The sequence below is a fragment of the Brenneria populi genome, assembly GCF_036016195.1.
Taxonomy (GTDB): Bacteria; Pseudomonadota; Gammaproteobacteria; order Enterobacterales; family Enterobacteriaceae; genus Brenneria; species Brenneria populi.
In genome coordinates, this window is record NZ_JAYWTM010000001.1 from 959,771 (window position 1) to 973,676 (window position 13,906).

Annotated in this window: 12 protein-coding genes; 7 read left to right on the plus strand and 5 right to left on the minus strand. The window is 58.4% G+C overall.

Annotated elements, in window-relative coordinates:
* From cydC to infA, 3 genes are all read left to right on the plus strand, one after another.
* Window positions 1-1,722, plus strand: a complete 1,722-nt coding sequence (gene cydC / locus VSX58_RS04320) for a heme ABC transporter ATP-binding protein/permease CydC (protein ID WP_327617068.1) — start codon at window positions 1-3, stop codon at window positions 1,720-1,722.
* Window positions 1,723-1,778: 56 nt separating this feature from the next.
* A complete protein-coding gene (gene aat, locus VSX58_RS04325) occupies window positions 1,779-2,483 on the plus strand; it encodes a leucyl/phenylalanyl-tRNA--protein transferase (RefSeq protein WP_327616966.1) in 705 nt (234 codons plus the stop codon).
* Window positions 2,484-2,599: 116 nt separating this feature from the next.
* A complete protein-coding gene (infA, locus tag VSX58_RS04330; RefSeq protein ID WP_002211347.1) occupies window positions 2,600-2,818 on the plus strand; it encodes a translation initiation factor IF-1 in 219 nt (72 codons plus the stop codon).
* A 582-nt stretch (window positions 2,819-3,400) separates the two neighbouring features.
* Here the strand turns inward: infA and clpA are convergent.
* Entirely contained in the window at window positions 3,401-5,677 is a 2,277-nt protein-coding gene (gene clpA / locus VSX58_RS04335; RefSeq protein ID WP_327616967.1) for an ATP-dependent Clp protease ATP-binding subunit ClpA, read from the minus strand.
* A gap of 29 nt (window positions 5,678-5,706) precedes the next feature.
* Window positions 5,707-6,027: an ATP-dependent Clp protease adapter ClpS gene (gene clpS, locus VSX58_RS04340; protein ID WP_327613312.1), complete on the minus strand. Its 321-nt coding sequence runs from the start codon at window positions 6,025-6,027 to the stop codon at window positions 5,707-5,709.
* A 346-nt stretch (window positions 6,028-6,373) separates the two neighbouring features.
* Here clpS and cspD point away from each other — a divergent pair, with 346 nt between their 5' ends.
* Window positions 6,374-6,598, plus strand: a complete 225-nt coding sequence (cspD, locus tag VSX58_RS04345; protein WP_327613273.1) for a cold shock-like protein CspD — start codon at window positions 6,374-6,376, stop codon at window positions 6,596-6,598.
* A 323-nt stretch (window positions 6,599-6,921) separates the two neighbouring features.
* On the opposite strand, the gene VSX58_RS04350 is transcribed toward cspD, so the two are convergent.
* Window positions 6,922-8,586, minus strand: a complete 1,665-nt coding sequence (locus tag VSX58_RS04350; RefSeq protein ID WP_327616968.1) for an ATP-dependent endonuclease — start codon at window positions 8,584-8,586, stop codon at window positions 6,922-6,924.
* A gap of 173 nt (window positions 8,587-8,759) precedes the next feature.
* Here VSX58_RS04350 and VSX58_RS04355 point away from each other — a divergent pair, with 173 nt between their 5' ends.
* The 3 genes from VSX58_RS04355 to hcr all read left to right on the plus strand — a co-directional run bounded on the left by VSX58_RS04355 (window position 8,760) and on the right by hcr (window position 12,501).
* Window positions 8,760-9,659, plus strand: a complete 900-nt coding sequence (locus VSX58_RS04355) for a lysine exporter LysO family protein (protein ID WP_327617069.1) — start codon at window positions 8,760-8,762, stop codon at window positions 9,657-9,659.
* 170 nt (window positions 9,660-9,829) lie between these two features.
* Complete coding sequence (gene hcp / locus VSX58_RS04360; RefSeq protein ID WP_327616970.1) at window positions 9,830-11,482, plus strand: hydroxylamine reductase; 1,653 nt, start codon at window positions 9,830-9,832, stop codon at window positions 11,480-11,482.
* An 11-nt stretch (window positions 11,483-11,493) separates the two neighbouring features.
* Window positions 11,494-12,501 (plus strand): NADH oxidoreductase, encoded by a 1,008-nt coding sequence (gene hcr / locus VSX58_RS04365; protein ID WP_327616971.1) that lies wholly within the window; start codon window positions 11,494-11,496, stop codon window positions 12,499-12,501.
* A gap of 24 nt (window positions 12,502-12,525) precedes the next feature.
* Here hcr and VSX58_RS04370 read toward each other — a convergent pair whose 3' ends face one another.
* Together VSX58_RS04370 and VSX58_RS04375 are read right to left on the minus strand one after the other, a co-directional pair.
* Window positions 12,526-13,380 (minus strand): N-acetylmuramoyl-L-alanine amidase, encoded by an 855-nt coding sequence (locus tag VSX58_RS04370; protein ID WP_327616972.1) that lies wholly within the window; start codon window positions 13,378-13,380, stop codon window positions 12,526-12,528.
* 48 nt (window positions 13,381-13,428) lie between these two features.
* Window positions 13,429-13,752, minus strand: coding sequence for a heavy metal-binding domain-containing protein (locus tag VSX58_RS04375; protein ID WP_327613310.1), 324 nt, complete (start codon window positions 13,750-13,752; stop codon window positions 13,429-13,431).
* Window positions 13,753-13,906: the final 154 nt, after the last annotated feature.

Consider the following 13,906-nt stretch of genomic DNA (forward strand, 5'->3'; position numbering starts at 1 on the left):
ATGCGGACTTTGAAACCGTTTCTGCTGCTATATCGCCGCCATATCTGGCGCTTAAGCCTGGGCGTTATTTTGGCCATTGCGACGCTGCTGGCCAGCATCGGGCTGCTTACGCTCTCCGGCTGGTTCCTGGCGGGCGCGGCGTTGGCCGGCCTGGCCGGGCTATATACGTTTAACTACATGCTGCCCGCCGCCGGCGTGCGGGGCGCGGCGATAGCCCGTACCGCCGGCCGTTACGCGGAACGGCTAGTCAGCCACGATGCGACATTCCGCGTATTGCAACATTTGCGCGTCTTTACCTTTGCGCGCATTCTGCCCTTGTCGCCCGGCGGCATCGCCCGATTTCGTCAGGCGGAGCTGCTGAACCGGCTGGTCGCGGATGTCGATACCCTCGATCACCTCTATCTGCGCGTCATTTCCCCGCTGGTCAGCGCGCTGCTGGTCATTCTGATCGTCGCTTACGGCTTAAGCTGGCTGGACGTGTCGCTGGCGCTGACGTTATGCGTCATCATGCTGGCGCTGCTGCTGCTGATACCGGTGATATTCTACCGGGCGGGCCGCGCTATCGGGCAAGACCTCACCGCGCTGCGCGCCCAATATCGGCTGCAGCTGACCACCTGGCTGCAGGGCCAGGCGGAGTTGACCGTTTTTGGCGCGCTGACGGCATCGCGCCGGCAGTTGGCGCGCTCGGAAACGCACTGGCTGAAACGCCAGCGCCAGCAGGCCAATCTGACAGGGTTTTCTCAGGCGTTAATGCTGCTGTGCAGCGGCATCACGGTGACCCTAATCCTCTGGCTGGCCGCGGCGGGCATCGGCGGGGACACGCAGCCCGGCGCGCTCATCGCCCTGTTTGTCTTCGCCGCCCTGGCGGCCTTCGAGGCGCTGGCGCCGGTGGCGGGCGCGTTCCAGCATATGGGACAGGTTATCGCTTCCGCCGCGCGCATCGACCAGATTATCCGCCAGCCGCCGGAGGTCGTTTTTCCTGAACAAGGCCCGGCGCCGGCGCCGACGGCGTCCGTTGCGTTAAATAACCTCAGCTTTACCTATCCCGAACAGCCATTGCCGGTGCTGAATGATATCTCGCTGCATATCCGCGCGGGCGAACATCTGGCGCTGCTCGGCCGCACCGGCTGCGGTAAATCCACCCTGCTGCAATTAATTACCCGCGCGTGGAACAGCCAACGCGGGGAGATTACGCTGAATGGAGATCCGCTGAGCGCCTGGCGCGAAGACGCGCTGCGCGCCATGATGAGCGTCGTGCCGCAGCGCGTTCATATTTTCAGCGCCACGCTGCGCGACAACCTGAGTCTGGCCGCGCCGGAGGCGTCCGACGAACGGCTGGCGACGGTGTTGCGACAGGTAGGCTTGGATAAGCTGCTGGAAAATGAAGGACTCGACGCCTGGCTGGGGGAAGGCGGACGCCAGCTCTCGGGCGGCGAGCAACGCCGTATCGGCGTGGCGCGCGCGCTACTGCATTCCGCGCCGCTGGTGCTGCTGGACGAGCCGACCGAAGGGTTGGACGCGGAGACCGAACGGCGTATTTTGCGCTTACTGCGCCAGCACTGCGCGGGAAAAACGCTGATTGTGATTACCCACCGGCTCTATGAGTTAGAATCTATGGATCGCATTTGCGTGATGGACGCCGGGCGGATCGTCGAGCAAGGGAACCATCAGGCGCTGATGGCGTTGCAGGGACGCTACTGGCGGTTTCATCAGCACATTTAATCATACGAATGGCCTGCCGGCGCCGGCGGCCATCGTTTAGCAACCATACGGATATTATGAGACTGTATCAGCTTTCCGCCGATTCGCTGCGTTTCCCCGACCCGGCTCATGCCCTGAACGAACCAAACGGGCTGCTAGCGATTGGCGGCGACCTTTCCCCCGCCCGGCTGAACGTCGCCTACCGGCAGGGAATATTTCCCTGGTACTCCCCCGGCGAGCCTATTTTATGGTGGTCGCCGAATCCGCGCGCGGTTCTGTTTCCCGGACAGTTCCATATCAGCCGCAGTATGAATAAATTTCTGCGCAAACACGATTTCGACGTCACCCTCAATCATGCGTTTAACGACGTGATCCGCGCTTGCGCCGACGAGCGCGCGGGCGGAACCTGGATTACCCCGGAGATTATTTCGGCTTACGGCGAACTTCATCAGTCGGGACGAGCGCATTCCGTCGAAGTGTGGCAGAATGGCGCGCTCGTCGGCGGACTATACGGCGTTGCGCAAGGCGCATTATTTTGCGGCGAGTCGATGTTCAGCCGCGCCGACAACGCATCGAAATACGCGCTGCTGACATTTCAGCAGCATTTTATTCGCCATGGCGGATCGCTGATCGACTGTCAGGTGCTGAACGCGCATACCGCGTCACTGGGGGTGTGCGAAATTCCCCGCGATCGCTTTTTGCAGCTTCTTTTTCAACTGCGGGACGCCCCGGCGGCAGAGGGCTGCTGGCAGCCGCAAACGCTGGCTCGAGCGGGGCGATAACGGACAACGGCGGCTTATAAATAATCATCAGTTTATGAACGCTCCTTTACATAATGTGGGTTTTTCGGCATTATCTTGCCGGTTAAAAACAAAGGTAGTTAGACCTAGAGGACTCGATGGCCAAAGAAGACAACATTGAAATGCAAGGCACCGTGCTTGATACGCTGCCCAATACCATGTTCCGCGTTGAGCTGGAAAACGGGCACGTGGTTACCGCTCATATCTCCGGTAAAATGCGTAAAAACTATATCCGCATCCTGACGGGTGACAAAGTCACTGTAGAGCTGACCCCGTACGACCTGAGCAAAGGCCGCATTGTCTTCCGCAGCCGTTAACCGGTTCGCCCATCGCTGACGCAGCGCGATCTCCGAGGATGTTTTACCTCTCCGCCCTTTCCGCTATCGGCAAGGGCTTTTGCGTATGCGGCTAGCGGCGGGATGTTCCTGCCATAGCCGCTTCAACCAGGGCGCCAAATAACGGCCCCATACAAAAAATAATGCCGATCGTTTAAGCATCGAGATACACGGGGCGACCACAGGGGTGAGGCGTCCCTACGGGAACCTCCCCCCTGTGTTTCCCCTAAAAACCGGCTTAAGTGAACGGCATTACCTATACAAAAAAAGGATGACGCTCTCGCGCCACCCTTCAGACTGTTGACAAACCTATCGTCCTTTATCGAACGGTGATAATGGAATGGAAGAGTAAAGCGTCCGCGCCAGGGACGGCGCGGCTCGAGCTTACAGGGACGTACTTGCAGCGTCTTTACGATCCATCCATTATCGCCGCTCACCGGACTTTGTCAGCAAACTCAAGGGTGACGCTCTCGCGCCACCCTTTTTTATACCGAGCTTCCTGCCCGTCCCCCGCAAGCGACGTTGAAAAACGCTCCCGACGTTTTTTTATCACGCCGGCAGAATTTAGTGAAGCGCGCCTTCCGCCTTGCGTTTCTGCGCGCTCTGGAAGCCGTAGGTCAGCTGCTGCGTCTCGGTATCCAGTTCGACCTTGACGGAGCCGCCGTCGACCAGTGAACCGAACAGCAGTTCATTCGCCAGCGGTTTCTTCAAGTTTTCCTGAATGACCCGACCCATCGGCCGCGCGCCCATCGCTTTGTCATATCCCTTCTCGGCCAGCCAGTCGCGCGCCTCGTCGCTAACCTCCAGCGATACGCCTTTGGCATCCAGCTGCGCCTGCAGCTCAACGATGAATTTATCCACCACCTGCTGAATCACGTCCGTGGACAGATGGTTGAACCAGATAATGCCGTCAAGACGGTTACGGAACTCCGGCGTAAACACTTTCTTGATCTCTTCCATCGCGTCAGTGCTGTTATCCTGCTGGATAATCCCGATAGAGTTGCGCTGGGTCTCCCGTACGCCGGCGTTGGTGGTCATCACCACGATCACGTTGCGGAAATCGGCCTTACGACCGTTATTGTCCGTCAGCGTACCGTTGTCCATCACCTGCAGCAGCAGATTAAAGACGTCGGGGTGCGCCTTCTCGATCTCATCCAGCAGCAGCACCGAATGCGGATGCTTAATCACCGCATCCGTCAGCAGGCCGCCCTGATCGTAGCCGACATATCCCGGAGGCGCGCCGATTAAGCGGCTGACGGTATGGCGCTCCATATACTCGGACATATCGAAGCGCAGCAGTTCGATATCCAACGCTTTCGCCAACTGCAGCGTGACTTCCGTTTTGCCCACGCCCGTCGGGCCGGCAAACAGGAAGGAGCCGACGGGCTTGCGCTCCTGCCCTAACCCGGCCCGGCTCATCTTGATGGACTCAGACAGGGCCTCAATCGCCTTATCCTGGCCGAACACCAGCATTTTCAGGCGGTCGCTCAGGTTTTTCAGCACATCGCGATCGCTGGCCGAAACGGTTTTTTCCGGGATACGGGCGATACGCGCGACGACGGATTCGATATCCGCCACGTTGACCGTCTTCTTACGCTTGCTGATGGGCATCAGGCGGCTGCGGGCGCCCGCTTCATCAATAACGTCAATCGCTTTGTCCGGCAGATGGCGATCGTTGATGTATTTCACCGCCAGCTCCACCGCGGCGCGCACCGCTTTCGCCGTATAGCGCACGTCATGATGCGCTTCATACTTCGGTTTCAGACCGTTGAGGATCTGCACCGTTTCCTCCACGCTGGGTTCGGTGATATCGATTTTCTGGAAACGGCGCGCCAGCGCCCGATCCTTTTCAAAGATATTGCTGAATTCCTGATAGGTGGTGGAGCCGATCACGCGGATCTTGCCGCTGGATAACAGCGGTTTGATCAGGTTCGCGGCGTCGACCTGGCCGCCGGAAGCGGCGCCCGCGCCGATAATCGTATGAATCTCATCAATAAACAGGATGCTGTTCTGATCCTGCTCAAGCTGTTTTAACAGCGCCTTGAAGCGTTTTTCAAAATCGCCGCGATATTTCGTGCCCGCCAGCAAAGAGCCGATATCCAGCGAATAGAGCGTGCAATCCGCCATCACTTCCGGCACGTCGCCCTGCACAATGCGCCAGGCGAGCCCTTCCGCGATGGCGGTTTTACCCACGCCGGACTCCCCGACCAGCAGCGGGTTGTTTTTACGGCGGCGGCACAATACCTGGATAGTCCGTTCCAGTTCTTTATCCCGGCCGATAAGCGGATCGATACCGCCCACGCGCGCCAGCTGATTCAGATTGGTGGTGAAGTTTTCCATACGCTCTTCCCCTCCGGCCTGCTCTTCATTGACTGGATTTTCCGGGTTTGGCGCTTGCCCGGACTCTTCTTTACGCGTTCCGTGCGAAATAAAATTCACCACGTCCAGACGACTTACATCGTGTTTACGCAGCAGGTACGCCGCCTGAGACTCCTGCTCGCTGAAAATGGCGACCAGCACATTGGCGCCGGAAACTTCACTGCGGCCGGATGACTGGACATGAAAGACCGCGCGCTGCAGCACCCGCTGGAAGCTGAGCGTAGGCTGCGTTTCCCGCTCCTCATCCCCCTGAGGCAGCGTCGGCGTAGTCTGTTCAATAAAGGTTTCAAGCTCCTGGCGCAGCGCGGCCAGATCCACCGTACAGGCTTCCAGCGCTTCGCGGGCGGCTGGATTACTGAGCAGAGCCAACAACAAATGCTCCACGGTCATAAACTCGTGTCGGTGCTCACGCGCTCTGGCGAAAGCCATGTTGAGACTGAGTTCCAGTTCTTGATTGAGCATAGGCCCCTCCCCCAATAAATTGCCTGACTTCAGGCTTTTTCCAGCGTGCAGAGCAACGGGTGCTCATTTTCTCTGGCATAACGATTGACTTGTACAACTTTGGTCTCAGCAACTTCAGCGCTGAATACGCCACAGATCGCCTTGCCCTGATAGTGAACCGTCAACATCAGCTGCGTTGCGCGTTCAATATCATAAGAAAAGAACTTTTGCAGAACGTCAATAACAAATTCCATCGGCGTGTAGTCATCGTTATTCAACAACACGTTATACATGGACGGCGGTTGCAGTTTTTCTTTGTATCGATCTGCGGTCAGGCTCTCCGAGTGCGACCGCGTATGGTTGTTTCCCATTGTCTGTCCAACATCATTTTGAATATCATCACAGCGAACCGTATTCACAGTACCACGTCTGCTTTTTACTTTACCATCCGGCGACTGAAATCATTGTCCGATACCGCGCGCCGCTGTCTCTTACCCCGCGTATTGATTGCATAACGCAGGGCAATAGCCATCAATAGCGTTAGCTGCATCAAATTTTGACAAACTGACCCGGGGCTTAAATATGGAGCGCTTGACGCCGGGATCGAATTAACTAAAGTGTAGTGTTGAATTGATGATGTTTTAAACAATTCGTATTCATGTAAACCAAATAACCTCACCTTACTTTATAAAAATACGCTTGCGAGGGATGTCATGCATGGAGACAGGTACTGTTAAATGGTTCAATAACGCCAAAGGTTTTGGTTTTATCTGTCCTGAGGGCGGCGGCGAAGATATCTTCGCTCACTACTCGACAATCCAAATGGACGGATACCGAACGCTTAAGGCGGGACAGGTTGTCAGATTTGATGTTCACCAAGGACCGAAAGGGAATCATGCAAGTCTGATCGTGCCGCTGGTCAGCGAAGAAGCCCTATCCTGACGCGCGCCGTCCGCCTTCCCCTAAAACCTCTTACTCTCTGCATAGGTTAACGCCGCAAAATGCTGGTCGCCCCGACCGGCATTTTACCCCGCCGCGGCCGATAACGCTCCCTTAGCTATAATCTTGGGACGGCGAAAAATAAATCAAGCCTTAGGCGCCGAATGTTGATCGCTTAAACCGGATTTTAGGGGAAACACCGGGGGCGGTTCCCGTCGGGACGCCTCACCCGACGGTCGCCCGCGTATCTCGATGCTTAAACGATCGGCATTAGTCTTTAGCGCCTTCACAATCTTCCGCTCATCTTTAAACTTGAACGGCGGCGGTTAATCAGCGCGTCCGCGCGCCAGCCACAGCACCCGGGAAAACATGCCGCGGATTAACGGCGGGATAGATTCGCTCCCCATTGCGGCGGCGGCCAGCGCGACCTCAATGGCCAAATCGGGTTTGGACGAGCGGTGGATCGCCTTAACGATGATCTTATGCATCGACAGCGGCGCCTTCTCGGGCAGTTGCGCAACGCGATGATAAACATGGCTGAACCCGGCGCGGTACATGTAGTGCTCCATATCCAGCGCCGGCAGAACCGTCAGGTGATCCCGCTCTCTTTCCTCCTGCGCCGTCAACAGACTGCGCGCCGTTGCGGCATACTTTTTCCCGGCGTCATCGCCGTCGACCAGCACATGCCACTCTATCCCCATCCGCTGGGCGAACTTCAGCAACGGCCGCAGCCCCGATTGCGCGAACTCGATGACCTTCACGCCCTCCGCCTCAAAATGGTGTCCGCACTGGCGCGCCAGTTCATTGAGCATCCAGACCTCCGTTTCCCCTTCCACCAGCAGCCAGCAGCGGGCGAACAGCGATGAGGGGCGGTTAAGACGAATATGAAAAGCGATACGCCGGCTATCTTCCGCATTCATCCCCTGTTGACCGATGCGGTAGGTGGCGACGCGCGACGATTCCCGCACCAGACGGCAAACCTGCTCCATCGGCACCAGCGACAATAGTTCGCCGGAGTTGGTGGTGGTAAGTTTCTGCAGCGGCAGCTGCATCAGCAGCCCCCAGGCCACCGACAGCATAATGGGATGCAGCCGCGTTTCCGGATCTTCGATCAATAACAGCGGGCGCGCATCGGGGTCCAGCGCCACCGCCCCCTTGGCCTGCAGCAGCGTGGAGAACAACCCCAACAGAATAATGCGCCGACTGCGGCTGTTCGGCCCGGCGATCAGGCGATTGATATTATCCAGCGCGCGCCACGACCTGCCGTTGTGCGGGCGGGCATTTTTATGATTGCGCCGCTCGCGCAGGGTGGCGGTCTGCTCGGAAAAATAGTGCTCAAGCAATTGGCGCATCGCCGTCAGCCCCTGCCGTAAATCCTTATCGCTCGGCTTTTGCGGATTCTGCTCCAGCTCAAACATCAATTTATCAAACTGACGGGTCAGTTTTTCGTTGCCGTTTTCCGCGGCGGTGTCCAGCGCGTCCGCCGGCGAGTGGCGCATAAACCGGGCATCGCGCAGGCGCAGCACCGGATGCAAACGCGTGATCTCGCGCGCCAACTCATCAATATTATCCAGCGCCATCGGACGTCCGTCGGCATCAAGAAAACTTCGCCAGGTGCACACCGACCGGCTCTCATCGACTTCCCCTTCCAAACGATAAAAAATCCGCCGCGGCGACGAATCGCCCTCTATCCATAGGCAGTCAAGCGAGCGGTAGCGCGGCGCAAGATGGTGCCCCGGCGCCGTTTCGCAAAACGTGAAGATAACCTGCAGATGACGCTCTCGGCTGGCTTCGTCGCCCGGCGGAAAATGGAAATCCTGCAGGTCGAAATGGTAGAGCGGCGACGTCGGCGAGAGCAGCAAAGATAACGCATCAAGCAGGCTTGACTTACCCCATGCGTTCTCACCGATCAGCACCGTGCTGTCATCCAGCGTCAACGACAGGCGATTGATCCCCCGGAATCCCAGAATTTCGACACGCTCCAGATACATCCGCCTCTCCTTTTTCGCCCCGCCGCGATAAATAGAATAATAAAACAGCCTGTTGCATAAGTTATGCCGCCAAGCGATACTGGCTTCAAGAAAATAATCTTTTTAATTTTAATAGATTATGTCATGCCTCTCGCCTGCTGCCGGTTTTTATCTCTAAGGACGCCGAATCTGTGATGTACTCGGGATTATTAATCATTTTATTGCCGCTTATTTTGGGCTATCTGGTGCCGCTTCGCGCCGAAAAAGCATTACGGTTAATCAACCATGTCCTGAGCTGGATGGTGTATATCATTCTGTTTTTAATGGGCATCAGTCTGGCCTTTTTGGATAACATCGGCAGTAATCTGCTACTGATTTTTCGCTATGCCGTCATCTGCGCCGCCTGCATCATCGCGGTAAATATGGCGGCGCTGTGGCTGCTGGAAAAACGCTGCGCCTGGCCGGGTACGTATACACAGGAGGCGCTCCCTTCGCGGCTGCGCATGCTCATGGAGTCGCTCAAGCTGTGCGGCGTGGTCTCCGGCGGATTTTTGCTGGGATTAACCCAGTGGCCCGCGCTGAGTTATGCCAATAAAGGCAGCGAATATGCGCTGATCCTGCTGCTGTTTCTGGTCGGCGTACAGCTGCGCAACAGCGGGATGACGCTGCGTCAGATTGTGTTGAATCGCCGCGGCATGACGGTCGCGCTGACCGTCGCCGTCAGCGCGCTGATTGGCGGCCTGATAGCGGCCTGGGCGCTGGGGTTACCGCTGAAAACCGGGCTGGCGATGGCCTCCGGCTATGGCTGGTATTCGCTGTCCGGCATCCTGCTGAGCGACGCTTTTGGCCCGGTCATCGGCAGCGCGGCCTTTTTTAACGACCTGCTGCGCGAACTGTTGGCCATTATGCTGATCCCCGCGCTGATTCAGCGCCAGCGCTCCTGCGCGTTAGGGCTGTGCGGCGCGACGTCCATGGATTTTACCTTGCCGGTGCTGCAGCGCAGCGCGGGCGTGGAGATGGTGCCGCCGGCGATCGTGCATGGTTTTCTGCTGAGTCTCGCGGGGCCGATCCTGATGGCCTTTTTCTCCGCATAGCCGCGTTTTCCGGGCGTTGATTGAGACTCATTTTCATTGAAAAACCTTAAAGTTGCGCTAAATCAAATTTACCTAAAATCGCATTAAAAAAATCTTTTTCGCTATGCCGCGAACCTCTATTCTCTTTAAACATGCATTTTTAATGCAACTTAAAAAAGAAGGATGTGATTATGTTTTGTGTGCAATGTGAACAAACCATTCGTACCCCGGCAGGAAATGGCTGCTCTTACGCGCAGGGCATGTGCGGTAAAACCGCGGAAACCTCCGACCTGCAAGACCTTCTGGTCGCCGTACTGCAAGGGCTATCCGCCTGGGCGCTGCGGGCCCGCGCGTTGGGCTTCGTCGATCACGATATCGACAGCTTCGCCCCGCGCGCCTTTTTCTCCACGTTGACCAACGTCAACTTCGACTCGCAGCGGATTATCGGCTATGCGCGGGAAGCCGTCGCGCTGCGCCAGTCGCTGGCTACGCGCTGCCGTTTGCTGGATGCGAACGCGGCCGTCGCGCACCCGATGGCGGATCTCCAGCTGGCCGGCGACGATATGCCGGCGCTATTGCGGCAGGCGGCCGACTTCGCGCTGGACGCCGATAAAAGCGCCGTGGGCGACGACGTACACGGCCTGCGTATGCTGTGCCTGTACGGTCTGAAAGGCGCCGCCGCCTATATGGAGCACGCGCATGTTCTGGGCCAGTATGATGAGGCCGTCTATACGCAATACCATACTTTCATGGCGTGGCTGGGCACCCGGCCGGCCGACGTCGATACCCTGCTGAACAACGCCATGGGCATCGGTACGATGAATTTTAACGTTATGGCGCTGCTCGACCGCGGCGAAACCGGGGCCTATGGCCATCCGCGGCCGACGACGGTCAACGTCCGCCCCGTCGCCGGTAAAGCGATTTTGATCTCCGGCCATGACCTGAAAGATTTACGCATGCTGCTGGAGCAGACCGAAGGCAGCGGCGTTAACGTCTATACGCACGGCGAGATGCTGCCGGCGCACGGCTATCCCGAGCTGAAGAAATTCAAACACCTGGTCGGCAACTACGGCAGCGGCTGGCAAAATCAGCAAACGGAATTCGCCAAGTTCCCCGGCACCATCGTTATGACCTCCAACTGCATTATCGATCCCAACGTCGGCAACTACGGCGATCGCATCTGGACGCGCAGCATTGTCGGCTGGCCAGGCGTGAACCACCTGGAGGGGGATGATTTCGGCCCGGTTATCGCTCAGGCGCAGCGGCTGGCCGGATTCCCCTACAGCGAGATAGAACACCTGATTACCGTCGGTTTCGGCCGGGAAACCCTGCTGAGCGCCGCCGACACCGTTATCGATCTGGTCGCGCAAAAGAAACTGCGCCATGTCTTTTTAGTGGGCGGTTGCGACGGCAGCCGCGAAGAGCGCAGCTATTTTACCGACTTTACCGTCAAGGTTCCCGACGACTGCCTGATTATGACGCTGGCCTGCGGCAAATACCGCTTCAACAAACTGGACTTCGGCACCCTGGAAGGCCTGCCGCGCCTGCTGGACGTCGGCCAGTGCAACGACGCCTACTCCGCCATTATCCTGGCGGTCAAACTGGCGGAGAAGCTGGGCTGCGGCGTCAACGATCTGCCCCTCAGCCTGGTGCTGTCGTGGTTTGAACAGAAAGCTATCGTGATTCTGCTGACCCTGCTCTCCCTCGGCGTGAAGAATATCTATACCGGCCCGACGGCGCCGGGATTCCTGACCGAAAACCTGCTGGCGATCCTGAATGAGAAGTTCGGCATGCGGGCCATCACCACGGTCGAACAGGATATGAATAACATTCTGGCCGCCTAAGGGAGACGCTCATGACCATGCCGACATCGCTGTGCCCCAACCGCATGCAGGTGCATTCGATCGTTCAGGAAACCCCTGATGTTTGGACCATCGCGCTGATTAATCACGATTTCTATCCGTATCAGCCCGGTCAGTACGCCTTGGTCAGCATCGCCGACAGCCCGGAGACGCTGCGCGCCTATACGCTCTCTTCATCGCCGGGGCTAAGCCGTTTTATCACGCTGACGGTGCGGCGGCTGGATCAGGGGATCGGCTCCCGCTGGCTGACGGAGAAAATCAAGCCGGGAGACTACCTATGGCTATCGGACCCGCAGGGCGAATTCACCTGCGCCGGCGCCATCGGCGATCGCTATCTGATGCTGGCGGCCGGCTGCGGGGTGACGCCGATCATGTCCATGTGCCGCTGGCTGCTTGCTCATAACGTCCAAGCCGATATTCAGGTGATATTCAACGTCCGCAACCCGCAGCAGGTCATTTTCGCCGACCAGTGGCGGGAACTGCTACAGCGCTACCCGCGCCGGCTGGCGCTCACCCTGATGGCGGAAGAGCATGCCGTCGACGGTTTTCTCGCCGGTCGAATTAGCCGCGATCTTCTGCTGGAACGCGTACCGGATCTCGCCAGCCGTACGGTGATGACCTGCGGTCCGGCGCCCTATATGGAACAGATCGAAAACTGGTGCCGGCAGTCGGGCGTAGCGCAAAACCGTTTCTTTAAGGAGCGCTTCCACGGCGCGGATGAAACGCCGGAAGAGGACGGCGAGCGGTTGACGTTAACCATCAGCCGCCCGCTGCAAAAACTGCGCGTTCCGGTGGGGATCGGCCTGCTGGCGGCGTTGGAGGAGAATAAGGTGCCGATTCTCGCCGCCTGCCGCGCGGGCGTATGCGGAAGCTGCAAGACGCGGATTCTGTCCGGCGATTATCGCACCAGCAGCACCATGACCCTAACCCCGGAAGAGATCGCCCAGGGCTATGTGCTGGCCTGCAGCTGTCAGTTACAGGGGGATACCGTGCTGGCCTGATAAAGACGCGCCCCGCCCCGTCCGCTACGGCGCCGCCGCCGTCATCGCGGGCGGGGATGCGCCGTACTTCTCAAGCAGCGCCTCGGCGATGGCCTCCGTCTGCGCGTCCGCTCGCCCTCGGTAATCCCCGGGCCGGAAATGCATCTGAAATGCGGCGATAACCCGCTGTTTCTGGCGCGCGGTCATTTTATCCGCGAGCGGATAGCCGTAACGCGCTAATCTATCCAGCAGACGCGCCTCGTCGACCGTTTCGTCAGGCTCCCGCCCTGCGAGGTAGAACGCCACCCGGCCGGCGTCCGGCCATGCGCCGATACCCGCCTGCGCCAGCCGTTCCCAGGGGAAAAGCGGCCCCGGGTCCTGTTTGCGCTGCGGCGCGATATCGCTATGGGCGACCACGTTTTGCGGCGCGATGCGATAGCGCGCAACGATGTGCCGGGCGATGTCCGCTAATACCGCAATCTGCGACGGAGGATACGGCGTCCATTTAACGCCCGTCAGCGTACGCCGATAGCCTGGGTTTTCCAGTTCGATACCGATCGACGCGTTATTCAGACGGGTGAATCCACGCCAGGCGCTGGCCCCTGCATGCCACGCCGCCTGCGACTCTGGCACCAGCCGCCACACGACCGGCTTGCCACGATCAAGCGGCGGATAGGCGGGAATAAGATAATGGGCGCTGACCTGTTCGCCCGTCAGCGTGCCGAGCGAAGAGGAAAAGTTTTCCGCCGTATAGTGGATCACCAGAAAACGGATGCGCGCTTCCTGGGCCTGCGCGCGATGCGCGCTATCGACCTTATAGCCGCCCCAATCCTCCAGCGAAGAGATCGACCGACACCCGGCCAGCAACAGCGACATCAGAATAACGATGCATTTGATCATGCGGTTCCCGCAGGCGTCGCCGCCCCGCCTGAAGTGACTCATTAATGGTTAACGGCGGACTTTCACCGCGGTCCCGCTGATCGACACCATCAGCATGCTGCCGTCCTTACCCACGGTTTCATAGTCGATATCGATCCCCACCACGGCATTGGCCCCCAGGTCCGCCGCCTGCTCCTGCAACTCTTTAAGCGCAATCTGCCTGGCCTTGCGCAACTCCTTTTCATAAGCGCCGGAACGCCCCCCGACGATGTCGCGAATGCCGGCGAAAAAGTCGCGGAAAATATTGGCGCCCAGGATCGCTTCGCCGGTGACGACGCCGCAATATTCGGTAATGGTATAACCTTCCAGAGCGGGGGTGGTGGATAATTGCATCATAAGCTCCTTGACTATTGATAAGCGTAACACCCTATATCGCCGCCCGCGCGGGCGGCAACCGTTAGATAAAAACGGACGGTTTTCACGTTCGCCTGCGCATTGATTTCTCCGCCGGCGGATTATCCGCCCGCGCCATTGCCGCGCATCCTGT